At 72.6% G+C, this 17,390-nt stretch carries 11 protein-coding genes; 4 read left to right on the top strand and 7 right to left on the bottom strand.

All coding sequences use genetic code 11. The features are described from left to right. Nucleotides 1–50 precede the first annotated feature (50 nt). The 7 genes from H283_RS25590 to H283_RS0117340 form a co-directional block, all read right to left on the bottom strand. A complete protein-coding gene (locus H283_RS25590) occupies nucleotides 51–974 on the bottom strand; it encodes a carbon-nitrogen hydrolase family protein (RefSeq protein WP_020144802.1) in 924 nt (307 codons plus the stop codon). A gap of 2 nt (nucleotides 975–976) precedes the next feature. Next, nucleotides 977–1,636, bottom strand: a complete 660-nt coding sequence (locus H283_RS0117365) for a carbon monoxide dehydrogenase subunit G (RefSeq protein ID WP_020144801.1) — start codon at nucleotides 1,634–1,636, stop codon at nucleotides 977–979. Next, nucleotides 1,633–4,083 (bottom strand): aerobic carbon-monoxide dehydrogenase large subunit, encoded by a 2,451-nt coding sequence (cutA, locus tag H283_RS0117360; RefSeq protein ID WP_020144800.1) that lies wholly within the window; start codon nucleotides 4,081–4,083, stop codon nucleotides 1,633–1,635. Before cutA ends, H283_RS0117365 begins: the two co-directional genes overlap by 4 nt. After that, nucleotides 4,080–4,622, bottom strand: coding sequence for a (2Fe-2S)-binding protein (locus H283_RS0117355; RefSeq protein WP_020144799.1), 543 nt, complete (start codon nucleotides 4,620–4,622; stop codon nucleotides 4,080–4,082). The genes cutA and H283_RS0117355 overlap by 4 nt, the downstream gene beginning before the upstream one ends. Continuing rightward, a complete protein-coding gene (locus H283_RS0117350) occupies nucleotides 4,615–5,586 on the bottom strand; it encodes a xanthine dehydrogenase family protein subunit M (RefSeq protein WP_020144798.1) in 972 nt (323 codons plus the stop codon). Before H283_RS0117350 ends, H283_RS0117355 begins: the two co-directional genes overlap by 8 nt. Before the next feature lie 178 nt (nucleotides 5,587–5,764). Next, the gene (locus H283_RS25585) at nucleotides 5,765–7,249 is read right to left on the bottom strand and encodes a uracil-xanthine permease family protein (RefSeq protein ID WP_081633925.1); all 1,485 of its coding nucleotides are present in this window, start codon (nucleotides 7,247–7,249) and stop codon (nucleotides 5,765–5,767) included. Nucleotides 7,250–7,504: 255 nt separating this feature from the next. Further along, complete coding sequence (locus H283_RS0117340; protein ID WP_231372316.1) at nucleotides 7,505–9,229, bottom strand: helix-turn-helix domain-containing protein; 1,725 nt, start codon at nucleotides 9,227–9,229, stop codon at nucleotides 7,505–7,507. Between the two features lie 124 nt (nucleotides 9,230–9,353). Here H283_RS0117340 and H283_RS0117335 point away from each other — a divergent pair, with 124 nt between their 5' ends. The 4 genes from H283_RS0117335 (at nucleotide 9,354) to H283_RS0117320 (ending at nucleotide 17,370) form a co-directional block, all read left to right on the top strand. Then, a complete protein-coding gene (locus tag H283_RS0117335) occupies nucleotides 9,354–10,307 on the top strand; it encodes a DUF2877 domain-containing protein (RefSeq protein ID WP_020144795.1) in 954 nt (317 codons plus the stop codon). Then, nucleotides 10,300–13,278 carry a DUF1116 domain-containing protein gene (locus H283_RS0117330; protein WP_020144794.1) on the top strand — a complete coding sequence of 993 codons (2,979 nt, stop codon included), beginning with the start codon at nucleotides 10,300–10,302 and terminating at the stop codon, nucleotides 13,276–13,278. Before H283_RS0117335 ends, H283_RS0117330 begins: the two co-directional genes overlap by 8 nt. Before the next feature lie 139 nt (nucleotides 13,279–13,417). Then, entirely contained in the window at nucleotides 13,418–15,316 is a 1,899-nt protein-coding gene (locus tag H283_RS0117325) for an ABC transporter ATP-binding protein (RefSeq protein ID WP_020144793.1), read from the top strand. After that, the gene (locus H283_RS0117320; RefSeq protein WP_020144792.1) at nucleotides 15,313–17,370 is read left to right on the top strand and encodes an ABC transporter ATP-binding protein; all 2,058 of its coding nucleotides are present in this window, start codon (nucleotides 15,313–15,315) and stop codon (nucleotides 17,368–17,370) included. Before H283_RS0117325 ends, H283_RS0117320 begins: the two co-directional genes overlap by 4 nt. Nucleotides 17,371–17,390 lie beyond the last annotated feature (20 nt).

Below are 17,390 nucleotides of genomic sequence, written 5' to 3'. Positions count from 1 at the left end.
GGCAGCGAACGGCGGTCGTCGGGCGGTGGCCGCCGGCCCGACGCCGGAGGTCAGCCGGCGTCGCCGCGGTGGATCGGGGCGTGCGGGAACGACGTCTCGGCGGCACCCTCGAGCTCGGCCCGGTGGTTGCGGATGAGGTCGAGGTTGCGGTCGCGCAGGTGGTCGAAGGACTGCCCGACGTTGGACCCCGGGGTGAGCGACGCGAGCGCGTCGGCCGGGTCGAGCCGCGCCGAGACCCAGCCCGGGTGCGTCGCGGCCTTGGCCACGACGTGGCCGATCGGCGTCACGATGTGCGAGTTGCCGAAGTAGAGCACGCCGGCGGGGTCGGCACCGACGGCGTTGGCCCCGATGACGTAGACGTGGTTGTCGTAGGCACGCGCGCGCGACGTGAGGTCCCAGATGTCGGCCGAGCGCAGCAGCGCCGACGGCCGGCAGATGACCTCGGCCCCCTGCACCGCCTGGATGCGCGAGAGCTCCGGGTAGTCGCCGTCGAAGCAGATGATCATGCCGATGCGGCCGAGCTCGGTGTCGCACACCGTCACGGTGTCGCCCGGGGTGACCCAGCCGCCGCCGCTGACGATCTCGGAGCAGAACGGGTGCGTCTTGCGGTAGATCCCGAGCACGTCACCCGACGGGCCGACGAGCACCGACGAGTTGTAGACGACGCCGCGTTCCGGTCCCCGCTCGTAGGTGCCGACGCAGACGTGCACGCCGAGCTCGCGGGCCACGTCCCGGATCGGCTCGACCATCGGTCCGGGCAGCTCGGTGACGAGGTCCCAGAGCTCCTCCTTGGAGCAGCCCGGGGTGAACCCGGTCGTCGCGGTCTCGGGGAGCACGACGAGCTCGGCCCCGGTGGCTGCGACACACCTCCGTGTCATGTCGACGCACGTGTCGAGGTTGGTGCGGATCGTCTCGGCGCTGAGCGGGGCCGGGACGGGGGCCACCTGGACGGCCGCGGCGGTGAAGGCGCGCATCGTCAGCTCCTCCGACCGATCGCCCAGCCGACGAGGACACCGACGAGCGCGACGGCACCGCCGGTGACGACGCCGAGGGCGTACTCGCGCCCGGCGAACGACCCCGTGGCAGCCGGCCGACCGGCATACGACACTGGCGTGCCGGGCGCAGCAGCACCGGCAGGTGTGCCGGGTGCTGCGGACGGTGTGAGGGCCGTGGGGGCGCTGGGGGTGGCCGGGCGGACGCCCGAGATGTCGGCGTCGACGGCCGAGAAGAACTGTCCCGCCATCTTCTTCGTGACACCGGCGAGCATGCGCTGGCCGACGCCGCCGATGACACCACCCACGGAGGCGTCCGCGTCGTAAGTCAGGTCGGTGCCACCGGCGCTCGACGGTGCGAGCCGCACGACGACGTCGGCGTCGACGGTGCCCGGGGCTCCCGCCCCCGAGGCCTTCATCGTGAAGGAGCCGGGGTGCTGCGGGTCGCGCAGCGACACCTCGCCGTCGTAGGTGCCCTTGATGGCGGCAACACCCGCGGTCACGGTCATGGCGTAGTGGTCGGGGCCGAGCTCGGTGAGGCGCTCGCAGCCCGGCAGGCAGCGCGCGAGCACGGCCGGGTCGTGGAAGGCGTCCCACACCTGCTGCGGGTCGGCCGCGAGGGTGGCGGATCCGGTGATCTTCATGCGGTCGGCTCCTTCGATGACGTGCTCGGCGTGCTGGTCGTTCGGCTCGTGCGGTGCAGGGACGGGATCTCGCCGTCCGCGTGGCGGCGGCGCAGCTCCCAGAGGTCGTAGGGCGAGATCGGCATCCGGGTGATCGGGAAGCCCTCGGCGTCCTCGATGGCCGACGCGATGACGGCCGACACGGGGATGCAGCCCGCCTCGCCGGCGCCCTTGATGCCCAAGGGGTTCAGCGGCGACGGGGTCTCGAGGTGGTCGGCCTCGATGGTCGGCACCTCGGACGCGTAGGGCATGAGGAAGTCCATGAAGCTCGCGTTGAGCAGCTGGCCCGACTCGTCGTAGGCCATCCGCTCGTAGAGTGCGCCTCCGACGCCCTGCGCGACGCCGCCGTGGACCTGGCCCTCGACGATCATCGGGTTGATCATCGTGCCGCAGTCGTGGATGACGCAGTAGCGCAGGATCTTGATCTCGGCCGTGACGGGATCGGTCTCGACGATCGCCGCGTGCATGCCGTTGGCGAACGTCGCCTGGGTGGGGGAGTAGAAGTCCTTGCCCTCGAGGCCCGGCTCCTCGTCGTCGGCCACGGGGGGCTTGTCGGGGTCGAAGGTGCCGGCGAACTGCGTCGCAGCCTTGGCCGCCTCGTCGAAGGCGTAGCGGAGCGGGTTGGAGAGCACCGACACCGTGCCGAGGCTCATCGACGTCGCCGGAGCACCCTTGACCCGCACCGTGCCCTCGACGATCTCGAGGTCCTCTGGTGACACCTCGAGGGCGTCGGCGGCGATGCGCAGCGCCTTGGCCCGCACGTTGCGGGCGGCGAGGGCGATGGCGCTGCCGCTCATGACCGCGGCGCGCGACGCGAAGGTGCCCACGGCATACGCCATCTTGCGGGTGTCGCCGGTGGTGACGAAGACGTCCTCCATCCGGACGCCGAGCTCCTGCGCGACGATCTGGGCGAAGACGGTCTCGTGGCCCTGGCCCTGCGACGTCAGGCCCGTCGAGACGTTGACGCGGCCGCTCGTCTCGATCTGGATGTGACCGCCCTCGTAGGGGCCGACCCCGGTGCCCTCGACGTAGCAGCCGATGCCGAGCCCGACCTTGCGGCCCTCGGCCTCGGCCTGGCGCCGGTAGTCGGCGAAGTCGTCCCAGCCGACGAGGTCCTTGAGCTTGGCGAGGCTCGCCGGGAAGTCGCCCGAGTCGTACTTGAGGGGGCGGCCGTCCTGGAAGAGCAGGCCGTGGTCCCACGGCATCTCGGACGGGAGGATGAAGTTGCGCGAGCGCACCTCGGCGCGGTCGAGGCCGAGCTCGTCGGCGATGGCATCCATGGTGCGCTCCATCGCGAAGCACCCCTGCGGGCGCCCGGCGCCCCGGTAGGGCGTCACGAGAACGGTGTTCGTGTAGAGCGACCAGAACTCGCAGCGGTAGGTCCCCGGCTTGTAGGGGCCGAGAAGCTGGGTCGAGGTGATGATCGGGACGATGATGCCGTAGGGCGTGTAGGCGCCGTTGTCGTGCCAGAGCTTGACGTCGAGCGCGAGCAGGTGGCCCTCGTCGTCGAAGCCGACGGTGACCCGCTGGAGCTGGCCGCGCTCGTGCGCCGCGCTGATGAAGTGCTCGCGCCGGTCCTCGGCCCACTTGACCGGGCGACCGAGGAGGATCGCGGCCCACGGGACGAGGACCTCCTCGGGCCACGGGTGGACGATCTTGACGCCGAAGCCGCCGCCCACGTCGGGGGCGATGCACTCGACCTTCGCGAGGGGCAGGTCGAGCTTGGCGGCGACAGCGGCACGCACGCCGGTCGAGGTCTGGGTCGAGGAGTACATCCGCAGCTCGCCGCGGTCGCGGTCCCAGCGGGCGTAGACGCCCTTGCCCTCCATGGGCATGCAGGCGCTGCGCTCGATGTCGAGGTCGAGCGTCAGGGTGTGCGGGGCGGAGGCCATCGCGGCGTCGACGTCGCCGACCTCCTGGAGCATGTGGGCCGCGACGTTGTCGGGCACGTCGTCGTGCACGAGCAGCTCGCCGGAGCGGGCGGCCTCGATGCCGACGACGACGGGCAGCTGGTCGTAGGTGATCCGGATGCGCTGGCAGGCGTCCTCGGCGACGTAGCGGTCGGTCGCGACGACCATGACGATCGGCTCGCCGACGTGGTTGACCTCGTCCTTGGCCAGGGCGTAGCCGGTGCGGCCGTGGGTCAGCGTCGGGTGCGGGATGAGCAAGGGCAACGGCTCGCCGACCCGGCCGGGGAGGTCCTCGTGGACGTAGATGCCGACGACGCCCTCGACCTCGATGGCCTCGGAGGCGTCGATGTCGACGATGCGGGCGTGGGCGTGCGGGCTGCGGACGAACGCCGCGGCGAGGGCGTCGTGCCCGAGGTCGTCGAGGTAGCGCCCGCCGCCCGTGACGAGGCGAGGGTCCTCCTTGCGCCTGATCGGCGCACCGAACATCTGGGTCGTCACGCGTGCTCCTCCGCCCGCTCGGCCTTGATCTCGGCGGCGCGCAGGACGCTCTTGACGATGTTCTGGTAGCCGGTGCAGCGGCAGAGGTTGCCCGAGATCGCCTCTCGTGCCTGCTCGCTCGTCGGTGACGAGTTCTCCTCGAGGTAGGCCGTCACGGTCGTGAGGAAGCCCGGGGTGCAGAAACCGCACTGGAGACCGTGGCACTCGGCGAAGGCCTGCTGGACCGGGTTCATCGACTCGCCGGTCGGGACGGTGCGGGCGTCGGGCGCCGAGCAGAGCCCCTCGACGGTGGTGATCGCGTGGTCCTGCGCCGTGACGGCGAACATGAGGCACGAGCGCATCGGCTGCCCGTCGACGAGGACGGTGCAGGCCCCGCACACGCCGTGCTCGCAGCCGACGTGGGTTCCGGTCAGCTCGAGGTCGTGGCGCACGAAGTCCGAGAGCAGCCGGCGGGCGGGCACGGCGGCCGAGTGGCGTACGCCGTTCACGGAGACCGTCACGTCGTGGAGCGTCTCGGTGGCGGGGGTCGTGTCAGTCATGGCTGGCTCCTTGTCCACCGAACGCAGTGCTCGATGTCGAACTCAGTGTTGTCACAGCACTTCCGCGATCGAACGCCGCGTTCGGTGCGGGGGTCGTGGCACGGTCGGCCGCCTGGGGGAGGACCCGGCGGGTCAGCTCGGTGACGAGCATGCGGCGGTAGTCGGCGCTCGCGTGGATGTCGCCCTCGGGGTCGACGTGCCCGCGCACCGCCTCGGCGGCGGTGTCGAGCGCGGCGTCCCACTCGCCCGAGCCCGGCTCGACCCCGTCGAGGACCGGTCCGAGGTCGAGGACCGAGGGCACGTCGGTGACGGAGACGAACGAGGCCCGAGCGCCGGAGACGACGCCGTCGGCGACCGTCAGGGCTACCCCGACGCCGGCCATGGCGTAGTCGCCGTGACGTCGGGCCGCCTCGGTGAAGGCCGTGCCGGTGCCGGCCGGGAAGCGGCCGAAGCGCACCGCGACGGCGAGCTCCTCGGCCGCGAGCGACGTCTCGAGGGCGCCGAGGAAGAAGTCGGACCACGCGATCTCGCGCGTCCCGGACGGGCCTGCCACCTCGACGACCCCGTCGGTCAGGGCGAGGATCGCGGGCATCTCGCCGGCCGCGTCGGCGTGGGCGATGGAGCCGACCGTCGTGCCGCGGTTGCGGATGGCCGGGTGGGCGACGTTGACGAGCGCCTGGCGCAGGAGGGGGAGGGCGGCATACGCACTCTCGGAGCGCTCGAGACCGGCGTGCCGCACGAGGGCGCCGACGCGAACGGCCTCGGCGGTCACCTCGACGGTGTCGAGGCCGGCGACGCGGTTGATGTCGACGAGGTGCGCCGGCGACGCCAGCCGCATGTTGAGGATCGGGATGAGACTCTGGCCGCCCGCGAGGACCTTGCCGTCGTGCCCGACCTCGGTGAGGACGGAGACGGCCTGCTCGACGGTGAGCGGTGCGTGGTGCTCGAAGGGGGCGGGCTTCACCGAACTGATCCTGCCTTCCGACCCCCGGTGGGGACTAGTGATGGTTGTGCATCGCTGCCCGTGGGCTTTTGGCAACTTCTGCCCTGAACGGGCCGTGGGCCCCCGATCCGAGATCGGGAGCCCACGGGCCGGTGCTTCGTGGTGGTGCGTGGTGGTGCGTCGGCGCGAGCCGGGGGGCTCAGTGACGCCGGTCGGGACCGTTCGGCGCGTCCTGGTAGAGGTCGTCGACGCCGTCGGCGTCGCCGTAGTCACCCTCGCGCTCGCCGAGCGAGATCATCGTGCCTCCTGCGGCGTCGGCGCGTTCACGCAGGTCGGCCGGCGCCACGGCGCGGGCGACGTGGTAGGCGACGACCGCGACGATGGTGCCGAGGGCGATGCCGCCGAGCGTGAAGTCGGACGTGAAGACGAGCGACACGTTGCCGATGCCGATGACGATGCCGGCCGCGACCGGGACGAGGTTGATCGGGTTGCCGAAGTCGACCCCGTTCTCCTTCCAGATCTTCGCGCCGAGCAGGCCGATCATGCCGTAGAGCACGACCGTGATGCCGCCGAGGACGCCGCCGGGGACCGACGCGACGAGCGCCCCGAACTTCGGCGAGAGGCCGAAGACGATGGCGACGATCGCGGCCACGTAGTAGGCGGCCGTCGAGTAGACGCGGGTGGCCGCCATGACGCCGATGTTCTCGGCGTACGTCGTCGTCGGCGAGCCACCGACGGAGCTCGCGATGACCGTGCCGATGCCGTCCGCGGCGATGGCGCGACCCATGTAGGGGTCGAGGTCGGTCTTCGTCATCTCGGCGACGGCCTTGACGTGGCCGGTGTTCTCCGCGATGAGCGCGATGACGGCCGGGAGCACGAGGAGGATCGCGGCGACCGAGAAGGACGGCGCGTGGATGCCGACGAGCTCCTTGCCGTCGGCGCCGGTCGTCGTCGACGGCGGCAGGCCGAACCACGGCTGGCTGGCGAGGTTGTCGAAGTTCGTGCGGAAGTGAGTCGTGACCTTGCCGGCGCCCGCGTCGTAGGACGTGATCTGGCCGAACACCTTGTCGAAGAGCCACGAGATGACGTAGCCGAAGATCAGGGCGAGGAAGACCGCGATGCGCGACACGAACCCCTTGAAGGCGACCGCGCAGATGATGGTGAACGCCATGACGAGCAGGGCGACCCACTGGTCCTGCGGCCAGTAGATGTTGGCGACGACCGGCGCCAGGTTGAAGCCGATGAGCATGACGACCGCACCGGTCACGACGGGCGGCAGCACCTTGTGCAGCACCGACGAGCCGAGGAAGTGGATCGCCACACCCACGAGCGCGAGCACGACGCCCGCGACGAGGATGGCGCCCGTGACCTCGGCGGACGTGCCGCCCTGCGCCCGGATGGCCGCCACGGCACCGACGAAGCTCGCCGACGTGCCGAGGTAGCTCGGGACCTTTCCGTTGACGATCAGCAGGAAGCAGATCGTCGCGATACCGCTCATCATGATCGCGAGCTGGGCGTTGAGACCCATGATCAGGGGGAAGACGAACGTCGCACCGAACATCGCGACGACGTGCTGCGCACCGAGACCGATCGTCTTGCCCCACGACAGTCGCTCGTCTGGAGCGACGACGTCGTCGGGGCCCATCGTCTTGCCGTCCCCGTGCAGTTTCCAGCCCAAAGCCATTCCGACTCCTATGGTTGCCACATGCGGTGATGTGGGTCACGTCCCACTCCGGGATGGGCGAAAACTACTCCCACCGCAGGGCATTGCGTTCGTCAAACGTTGATACACGCCGAGGGTGCCCCTCTGGCACGTCATGACGTATGCCGTCACCCCCGGTCCCGGCGGTCCGCCGCCTCCCGCCGTGGAGGGTCACGCCCGGGCCACGGTGCGATGTACCTCGAACCGCGCGACACGGCATACGCCAGGGGTGGCCGGTCAGATGCCGCGCATCTGGTGGATCTTGAGCGCGAGGGCGAGGGTGAGGCGCAGGTCGGGGTCGGTCGTGAACGGGCCGAGGATCTTCTCGAGCTTGCCGATGCGGTAGCGCAGCGTGTTGTAGTGGAAGAAGAGCAGGCGCGCCGTCTCGGCGACGTTCATGTTGGTGTCGATGAGGATGCTCAGGGTCTGGCGCAGGCCGGCGTACTCCGGTGAGTCGTCGGTGGCCAGCTCGCGCAGCGACTCGGCGACGAAGCGGCGGAGGTCGGCGCCGTCGGGGATGAGCGCGAGCAGGCGGTAGATGCCGAGGCCGTCGACGTGGGTCGTGGCGCCGTCACCGTGCATCTGGCGTCCGACGGTGACCGCCGAGAGCGCCTCGTCGTATGCCTGGGGCAGCCCGGCAACCGAGGTGATGGCCCGCGAGACCCCGGCCGAGAAGCTGCGCCGGCCGCCGCCGCCGTCGCCCCGCACGACCCGGACGTACTCGCCGACGATGCGCATGACCTGGTCGGTCTCGGCGCCGGAGGGGACACCGATGAGGGCGACCACCTCGCGGCTGAATCCCATGACGGGAGAACGGGAGTCGCGCACCGCCACGGCGTGGGTCCAGGCGCGGGCGAAGCGCTGCTGGAGGAAGCGCACCTCGTCGGCGTCACGCGTCGAGCGGTCGTCGTCCTCGTCGGTCTCGGCCACGACGACGACCATGGGCCGGTCGATGTCCCAGCCGAGCGAGCTGGCGTGGGCGACGGCGTCGACGGGGGAGCCGGCGCGGCCGGCGAGGGCGTCGCGGAGGAACTCGGCGCGGTACTTGCTCTCGACCGCCGAGACGGCCTGGTCCTTGGTGATGGCCAGCGCGGCGACCGTCGCGGCCCGCTCGAGCAGGCGCACGTCGTCGACCGTCAGGTGGCGGTGGCTGCAGAACGCCATGAGCACGCCGTGGTCGAGGTGGCCGGCGACGATGCGCACGGCAGAGCGGTTGGCGGTCGGGCCGTCGGGTCGGGGGCCCATCGGCTCGGCCTCGGTGAGCAGCCGCCCCGTGCGGTCGAAGCACTCGAGGGACAGCGCGTGGTCGAGCTCGCGCTGCGAACCGGCGCGGGCGATGACGCGGCCGTCGGTCGTCGTCACCATGACGGCGCCGTCGAGGAAGCCGACCACCTGCTCACACAGGTCGTCGAGGGAGCCGCCGGCGAGGACGATCTGCACGAGGGCACGGTCGGCGTCCTCGAGGCGGCGCAGGATCGCGGTCTGGTGCTCGAGCATCGCGCTCAGCACGTCGGTCGTGAAGGTCGCGATGTGGTCGAGCGGGACGTCGATGAGCGGCAGGCCCGTCGCGTCGGCCGCCTTGACGAGGGCGGCGAGCGGCTTGCCCGACAGCCCGGAGACGACGAGCCCTGCTGCTCCGGCCGTGTCGAGCGCGGCGGCGGTGTCGGCGAGCGACGCGGTGTCACCGTCCTCCTCCGCGAGAGCGGCCGCGTCGGCGAGCACGAGCCGGTGGGTCAGCCGGGCGGGAGCGTCGTCGCGCAGCGCGGAGCGGAGCGGCGTCGTGCTGTCGACGCTGACGTCGAGGCGTGCCGGATCGGCGCGGACGACCCCGTGCGCCGTCGCGGCGAGACCGGCGATGAGCCGGAGCGAGATGCCGGAGACCTCGGGCTCGGGCTCGCCGGAGCGCCCGGCGGCTGGCAAGTCACCCTCGGGCAGGGCCGGATCGTTGGCAACTTTCACCATGAGCGCACCCTACCCACCGTCGATAGCGTCACGTCAGCGGTCCGCGGCAGGTGGGGCGCCACGGAGCCGGTCCGGGCTGGACGGCACCGACGGAAGCGGTCTGACGGCGGAGGTGCGCGCGGGCATGGACGACGGTCTCGACCTGACGCTGCTGCCGGCCGCCGTGTCGCCTCTCGTGGCGGGCGAGGTGGCCGGCGCCCCACGGCGCTGCCGGGTGCTCGCCGCCTTCCCGACATGCCTCTACCTCGATCTCGGCGCCCACGAGCGGGTCCTCGCCGTGCTCGCCTCCGACGCCGTCGCACTGCCCATCGGCGTCCGTCTCGCCCTGCCGTCGACTGAGGTCCGCTGGGGCGTCGAGCCCGGCGGCCACGTCGTCGTGGGGGAGGGGCGGGTGCGTCTGCCGCGCGCCGACGTCGTCGCGGCCCGGCTGCTCCGGCCGGCGCGAGTGCGTCCCGCGCCGCGCGGCTCCGCCGGTGACGGCGGCCTCCCCGAGCCCGGAGTCCTCGGCGACCTCGCCCACGACCTCACCGCGGCAGCCCTCGCCGGTGGTTCGACCGACCCGGGGGTCCGCGGACTCGTCGGCGTCGGGCGCGGCCTGACCCCGAGCGGCGACGACGCGCTCTGCGGCGTCCTGCTCACCCTGGCCGCGGTCGACGCTCCGCAGGCCCGGCGCGCGCTGTCGGCCGTGCGCACCGCCGTCCGCACGGTGCTGCCGTGGACGACGAGCCTGTCGGCCGCGCTCCTCGTCGCCGCGGGGGCGGGGTATGCCGTCCCCGACGTCGCGCGCCTCGTGACCCGCCTGGTCTCCGGCGGCGGGTCGACCAACAGGTCGGCCGGCGCCACACCGGGCCCGAGCCGGACTGTTGCGCCGTCGGGCCTGTTGGTTGACCCATCGGCGGGAAGCGACGTCAGTGACCTCGTCGACCGGGTGCTCGCCATCGGGCACACCTCCGGCCGCGACCTCCTGTCGGGCGTCAGCGGTGCGCTGCGCGCCGTCGACGCGCTCGAGTCCGTCCCCCGCCCCGACCCGCGACACGCCCCACGACCCGAATCCCAGGAAGGACTCCACCGTGGCTGACCACGTCGAGCTGAGAACCGGCTCCTACCTCGACTCCGTGACCCTCATGCAGGTCTCGCGCACCGTCGCCGCCGCCCCCGGCGTCGAGGCTGCGCAGGTCGCGATGGCGACCGAGCTCAACCTCGAGGTGATCCGTGGCATGGGCTTCGACGTGCCCGACTCGGCGCCCAACGACCTCCTCGTCGCCATCCGCGGTGACGAGGCCGGCATCGCTGCCGGACAGGCTGCGCTGGAGTCTGCGCTCACCGAGAGCCGTTCTGCCGCAGGCTCGTCCACCGGCTTCGGCGAGGCGCCGACGGCTCGCACGCTCGGCGGTGCGATCCGCCTCTCGGGCGCCGACCTCGCGCTCGTCTCGGTGCCGGGGGAGCACGCCGTCACCGAGGCGCTCGACGCCGTCCGCGCCGGGGTGTCGGTCATGGTCTTCTCCGACAACGTCCCGGTCGAGGACGAGGTGCGCCTCAAGGACGCCGCTGCCGACGCCGACGTCCTCGTCATGGGGCCCGACTGCGGCACGGCCGTCGTCGGTGGCGTCGCCCTCGGGTTCGCCAACGTCGTGCGGCCGGGCTCCGTCGGCCTCGTCGCGGCGTCCGGCACGGGTGCCCAGCAGGTCATGTGCCTGCTGGACGCCGCTGGCGTCGGCATCAGCCACTGCCTCGGTGTGGGGGGCCGCGACCTGTCGTCCGCCGTCGCGGCTCGCTCGACGAAACGGGCCCTCGCCGCGCTCGCCGCCGATCCGGAGACCACGTCGGTCGTCGTCGTCTCCAAGCCGCCCGCCCCCGAGGTGCTCGCCGACCTGGAGGCGTATGCCGCCGGGCTGGGCAAGCCGGTCCACTGGGCCACGCTCGGGGCCGGGCGGCCGGACCTCACCGCCGCCGTCGAGTCGGTGCTGACCTCCGTGGGCTCGGACGTGCCGGTCTGGCCGACGTGGGAGGCAGCGGGCCCATCCGCACCCACGTCCTCCGGATCGCTGCGTGGTCTCTTCTGCGGTGGCACCCTCGCCGACGAGGCGATGCTCGTCGCAGGCCCGGTGCTCGGCGACATCCGCTCCAACATCCCGCTGCGGGCCGAGCTCGCGCTGGGCGCGGACCTGCGCGACCCGGGCCACGTCGTCATCGACTTCGGCGACGACACGATGACCCGCGGGCGCGCCCACCCGATGATCGACCCGTCACTGCGCCTCGACCGCATCGCCGTCGAGGCCGCCGACCCGACGTGCGGCGTGCTCCTCCTCGACCTCGTGCTCGGCCACGGCGCGCACGCGGACCCCGCCCCGGAGCTCGTTGCCGCCGTCCGCGCCGCCCGCGAGACCGCCGCCGCGACCGGCCGTGACCTGCGCGTCGTCGTCTCGGTCACCGGCACCACCTCCGACCCGCAGGGGCTCGACCGGTCGGCGAAGGCCCTCGCGGACGCCGGCGCCGACGTCCTGCTCTCCAACGCCGCAGCCACGCGCCGCGCCCTGCAGCTGCTCGGCCACGACGTGACGGCACCGGAGAGCGCGAGGCGCGACACGGCATACGCCCCCGTGGCCGGGACGGTGACCGACGTCGGTGCCGAGCCGCTCCACGGACTGCTCGCCGCGGACGTCACCGTCGCGGCCGCCGGGGTCTCGCTCTTCTCGGACGCCCTTCGGGCGCAGGCGGTGTCGGTGACGGAGGCCTCGTGGCAGCCGCCGATGGCAGGCACGGCGGCCGAGCTCGGTCGCGTCCTGGCCGACCCCCGCCGCGACGCCGCCAACGCCGAGGCGCTGCGTCGGATGACTGCGGCAGGTGCCGACCTCGTCGACGTCCGCCCGGCCCGCGAGGTGCTCGGGCTCGAACGCGGCACCTTCCTGCATGCTGGGCCGCCCATCGAGTTCGCCCGAGCCTCAGGGCCGCTCAAGGGTGCGCTCATCGGCGCGATGCTCTTCGAGGGGCTCGCCGACACGGCCGAGGAGGCCGAGGCGATGCTCGAGAAGGGCGACGGCGTCACGCTCGAGCCGTGCCACCACCGCGACGCGGTCGGCCCGATGGCCGGCGTCATCAGCCCGTCGATGTGGGTCTACGAGCTGCGCGACGAGGTGCACGACAACACGTCGTGGTGCTCGCTCAACGAGGGGCTCGGCAAGGTCCTGCGCTACGGCGCCTACGGCCCCGAGGTCATCGACCGGCTGCGGTGGATGAACTCCGTGCTCGGCCCGATCCTCCAGCAGGCCGTGCGCGCCCGCATCGAGCAGCAGGGCCCGATCGACGTCAAGGCGATCATCGCCCAGATGCTCCAGATGGGCGACGAGGGCCACAACCGCAACCGCGCCGGGTCCCTCATGCTCCTGCGCGAGCTGCTCCCGACGATGATCACGGCCGACGCGTCGTCGACCGACATCGCGGAGGCGGTGCGCTTCTCCGGCGCCAACGAGCACTTCTTCCTCAACCTCGGTATGCCGGCCTGCAAGCTGAGCACCCTTGCAGCCCATGGCATCCCGGGATCCTCGGTCGTGACGACGATGGCCCGTAACGGCACCGACTTCGGCATCCGCGTCTCGGGCACGGGTGACGCGTGGTTCACCGGCCCGGCCAACACGCCCGAGGGCCTCTTCCTCGGGTCCTACGGCCCGGACGACGCGAACCCCGACATCGGCGACTCCGCGATCACCGAGACGGCGGGCATCGGCGGCTTCGCGATGGCGGCCGCGCCGGCGATCGTGAAGTTCGTCGGCGGCGACGTGCCGTTCGCGCTGCGGGCCACCCAGACGATGTACGAGATCACCGTCGGCGAGCACACGGCCTACCAGGTGCCGATCCTCGAGTTCCGCGGCACGCCGACCGGCATCGACGTGGCCGCCGTCGCGCGGACCGGCATCCTGCCCCAGATCAACACCGGCATGGCCGGCCGCGTCGCGGGCACGGGCCAGGTCGGAGCGGGTCTCGTGACGCCGCCCGAGCAGTGCTTCACGCAGGCCCTGACCGCTCTCGCTGCGGCCGCGGGCGAGCGCTGACGGAGCGGCCTCCTCAGCCCGGGTCGCGCGGTCGTCGTCGGCCGCGCGGCCCGATCCCTCTCCCCGGTTCCGACACGCATCTGCCGGGGGAGAAAAGAAGTGGGGCGCTGTCGGCGGCGCGACCTAGGGTGGACAGGCCATGCGAGACTTTCCGCCCCCGATACGGGCCTACACCGACCGAGGCGCCGAGACGCCCGACACCCGCTCGCCGCGGGCCTTCCTCTGGTGGATGGTGCGGCAGAACGGCGGTCTGTTCTGGGCCGGCCTGCTCGTCGCCCTCATCTGGATGGTGCCGCAGACGGTCGGGCCGTGGATCGTGGGTCGGGCCATCGACACCGGCATCGTCGCGGGCGACCCCGCGGCCACCATGCAGTGGGTCCTCGTGCTGGCCGCCGTCACCGTCTTCGGCGCGTGCAGCGGCATCCTCTTCCACACCGTCATCGTCCGCGAGTGGCTCATCGCCCTCTACGGCACGACGAAGCTCGTCACGCGCAAGGCGCTCCAGCTCGGCCACGTCCTGACCCGGCGCACGCCGACCGGCGAGGTGCTGTCAGTCTCGGGCAGCGACGGCGACCAGTTCGGCGCCCTCATGGAGGTCAGCACGCGGGCCATCTCGCAGCTCGCCGCCTACCTCGTCGTCGCCGCCATCGTGCTCAGCACGTCGGTGCGCATGGGCGTCCTCGTGCTCGTCTCGGCGCCGCTGCTCGTCGTCCTCGGCACGCCGCTGCTGCGGCCGATGCAGCGCTGGCAGGGCGTCGAGCGCTCCCGCAACTCCGAGCTGACGTCCATGGCGACCGACATCGTCGGCGGCCTGCGGATCCTGCGCGGCATCGGCGGTGAGGCGACCTTCGGCGGCAACTACGCCGGGCAGTCCCAGCGCGTGCGCCAGTCGGGTGTCTCGGCCGGTCGCTGGCTCGCCGCCGTCGAGTCCGTCGGCGTCCTGCTCTCCGGTGGCTTCGTCGTCGCCCTGATGTGGCTCGGCACGCGCGAGGTCGCCCAGGGCCGGCTCACGGTTGGCCAGCTCGTCAGCTTCCTCGGCTACGGACTCTTCCTCGTCCAGCCGATGCGCACCTTCGTCGAGTTCGCCCAGAAGTGGACCCGCTCGGTGGTCTCCGCACGCAAGGCCGTCGCCGTCCTGTCGCAGCGCCCGCCGTGGGTTCACCCCGACGAGCCGGCCGACCTCGACACGAGCGCCGAGATCGTCGACGGCGAGTCCGGCGCGACCATCCGACCCGGCATCCTGACGATGGTCGTCTCGGCCGTGCCCGACGACTCCGCGGCCCTCGCCGACCGGCTCGGCCGCTACCTGCCGAGCGACGAGGGTGCGCTCGTCAGCGACGAGATCCCCGAGGAGCTCAAGGGCCGCGCCGCCAAGCGGGAGCGCTCGGCGCGCGCCGAGGCCCGCGAGGCCCAGGCCCACCGCGACGAGGAGCGGGCCCGTCAGCCGTGGGGCGTCACGGTCGGTGGCGTCGACCTCTCCCGCGTCGAGCTCGACGAGGTACGCCGTCGCGTCCTCGTGAGCGACACCTCACCGCAGGTGTTCGCGGGGACCCTGCGCTCGGCCGTCGACCCGCTCGGCCGGCTGACGCGGGAGCAGGCCGAGCGAGCGCTGCACACCGCAGCCGCCGACGACGTCTTCGACGCCCTCCCGGGCGGGTGGCAGGGCGAGCTCGAGGAGCGCGGTCGCGGGCTCTCCGGCGGCCAGCGCCAGCGGCTCGTGCTGATGCGCGCCCTCGCCGCCGATCCCGACGTCCTCGTGCTCGTCGAGCCCACGTCGGCCGTCGACGCCCACACCGAGGCCCGCATCGCCTCCCGTCTCGGGGAGCACCGGGCCGGCCGCACGACGGTCGTCATGACCGCCTCGCCGCTGCTGCTCCACCACGCCGACGAGGTCATCCTCCTCGAGGGTGGGGTCGCCACCGCCCAGGGACGGCACGCCGACCTGCTCGCCGAGTCGCCGGCATACCGCTCGGTCGTCGTCCGCGGCGGCGACGCCGACCCGTCCGTCCTCTCCCACCTCGCCGAGGAGTCCCGATGAGCCGCGCCGACAGCACGGTCGCGACGACCGGGGCCCCGGACGCCGCGGGTGCCCCAGGGGTGACCGGCATCGCTGACACCACGGACGTCGCGGACGCCACGTGGGTCTCGCCGCTGCCCGACGTGCTCGCCGCCGAGTCCGCCCGCACGTGGGACTCCGCCGTCCACGCCCCCGCCGTGCCCGACGAGCTGCGCCCGCCGCAGTCCGCGTCGGTCGGGGAGCGCCTCAGCGCGCTGCACCGGCGCCACCTGCTGCGCGAGCGGCGGGCCCAGGAGTTCGTCGCCGACACGATGAACGCCCGCACCGGCCTGCCCATCGCCGACAACGCGCGCGTCGTGCGCTTCATCGGCGGGCTGCTCTCGCAGGAGCGGCTGCTCGTCGTCTCCGTCGTCCTCGCCAACGCGCTCGCCGCCACGGCGGGCCTGCTCGTGCCGCGGCTGCTCGGTGAGCTCGTCGACTCGACGGTCGCCGACGTCGAGGCGGGCCGGGTCGACGCCGCCCTGGCCGGGGCCAACTCCGCGGCGCTCGTCGTCGCGGGGCTCGTCGTCGTGCAGAGCGCGTTCACGTTCGCGGCCAAGATGTCCTCGACCGTGCTCGGCCAGAGCGTCCTCGCGACGGCGCGCGAGTACATCGTGCACGCGATCCTTCGGCTGCCGCTCTCGCGCGTCGAGAGTGCGAGCTCCGGCGACCTCGTCACGCGAGTCACGCGCGACGTCGGCACGATGAGCGAGAGCGTGCGCTGGGCGCTGCCCGAGGCCATCATCGCGAGCATCACCGTCGTGCTGACCCTCGTCGCCATGGTGAGCAACTCGCCGCTGCTGTCGCTGCCGTCGATCGTCCTCATGTCGCTCGCGCTCTTCCAGGTGCGCCGCTACCTCGGGCGCGCGCCGAAGGGCTATCTCACCGAGGGCGGCACCTACTCGCGCATCAACACGACGCTCACCGAGACGGTCGAGGGCGCCCGCACCGTCGAGGCCCTGGGCCTGACGCATCACCGGCTGCGTCGCGGCGACGAGGACATCGAGGTGTCCGGGCAGGCAGAGCGCTACACGATGACGCTGCGCAACCTGCTCTTCGCCGTCATGGACATCGCCTTCAGCCTGCCGCGGGTGCTCGTGCTGCTCCTCGGCGCCATCGGCTACGCCCAGGGCTGGGCCACCCTCGGTCAGATCACCACGGCGATCCTCTACACCGAGGCGCTGTGGGGGCCGTTCGACATGCTCGTGCACACCGTCGACCGGGTCCAGGTCGGCATCGCGTCGACGACCCGACTGCTCGGCATCGCGACCGTTCCGCCCGACCGTGAGGCGGGCGCCGACCGGCCCACCGGGCCCGAGCTCGTCGGCACCGACCTGCGCTACGCCTACCGCGCCGGTCACGACGTGCTGCACGGCATCGACCTCGACCTCAGCACGGGGGAGCGCCTCGCCATCGTCGGTCCGAGCGGCTCCGGCAAGTCGACGCTGGGTCGCCTGCTGTCTGGCATCCACGGGCCCCGCACCGGTTCGGTGACGGTCGGCGGCGTCGAGCTGACGTCGCTCCCGCTCGACCAGCTGCGCACCGAGGTCGCCCTCGTCACCCAGGAGCACCACGTCTTCATCGGGTCGGTTCGCGACAACGTCGTGCTGGCGCGCGAGGGCTCGACCGACGACGAGGTCCGCGAGGCCCTGCGTGCCGTCGACGCCCTCGACTGGGTCGAGCGCCTGCCGGAGGGCCTCGACACGAAGCTCGGCTCGGGGCACCAGGCGCTGACTCCCGGCCGGGCCCAGCAGATCGCTCTGGCCCGACTCATCCTCGCCGACCCCCACACCATCGTGCTCGACGAGGCCACCTCGCTCATCGACCCCCGCACGGCCCGACACCTCGAGGGCTCGATGAACGCGCTGCTCACCGGGCGCACCGTCGTCGCGATCGCGCACCGCCTCCACACGGCGCACGACGCCGACCGCATCGCGGTCGTCATCGACGGGCGGGTCGCCGAGCTCGGCAGCCACGACGAGCTCGTCGAGCAGGAGGGGGAGTACGCCGCCCTCTGGCGCGCCTGGACCTCCTGACCTCGTCGTTGCAACCCCCT

Source organism: Terracoccus sp. 273MFTsu3.1 (genome assembly GCF_000383675.1).
Taxonomy (GTDB): domain Bacteria; phylum Actinomycetota; class Actinomycetes; order Actinomycetales; family Dermatophilaceae; genus Terrabacter.
The sequence above is the reverse complement of the archived record's forward strand: the minus strand, read 5'-3'. Positions and strand labels throughout refer to the sequence as shown.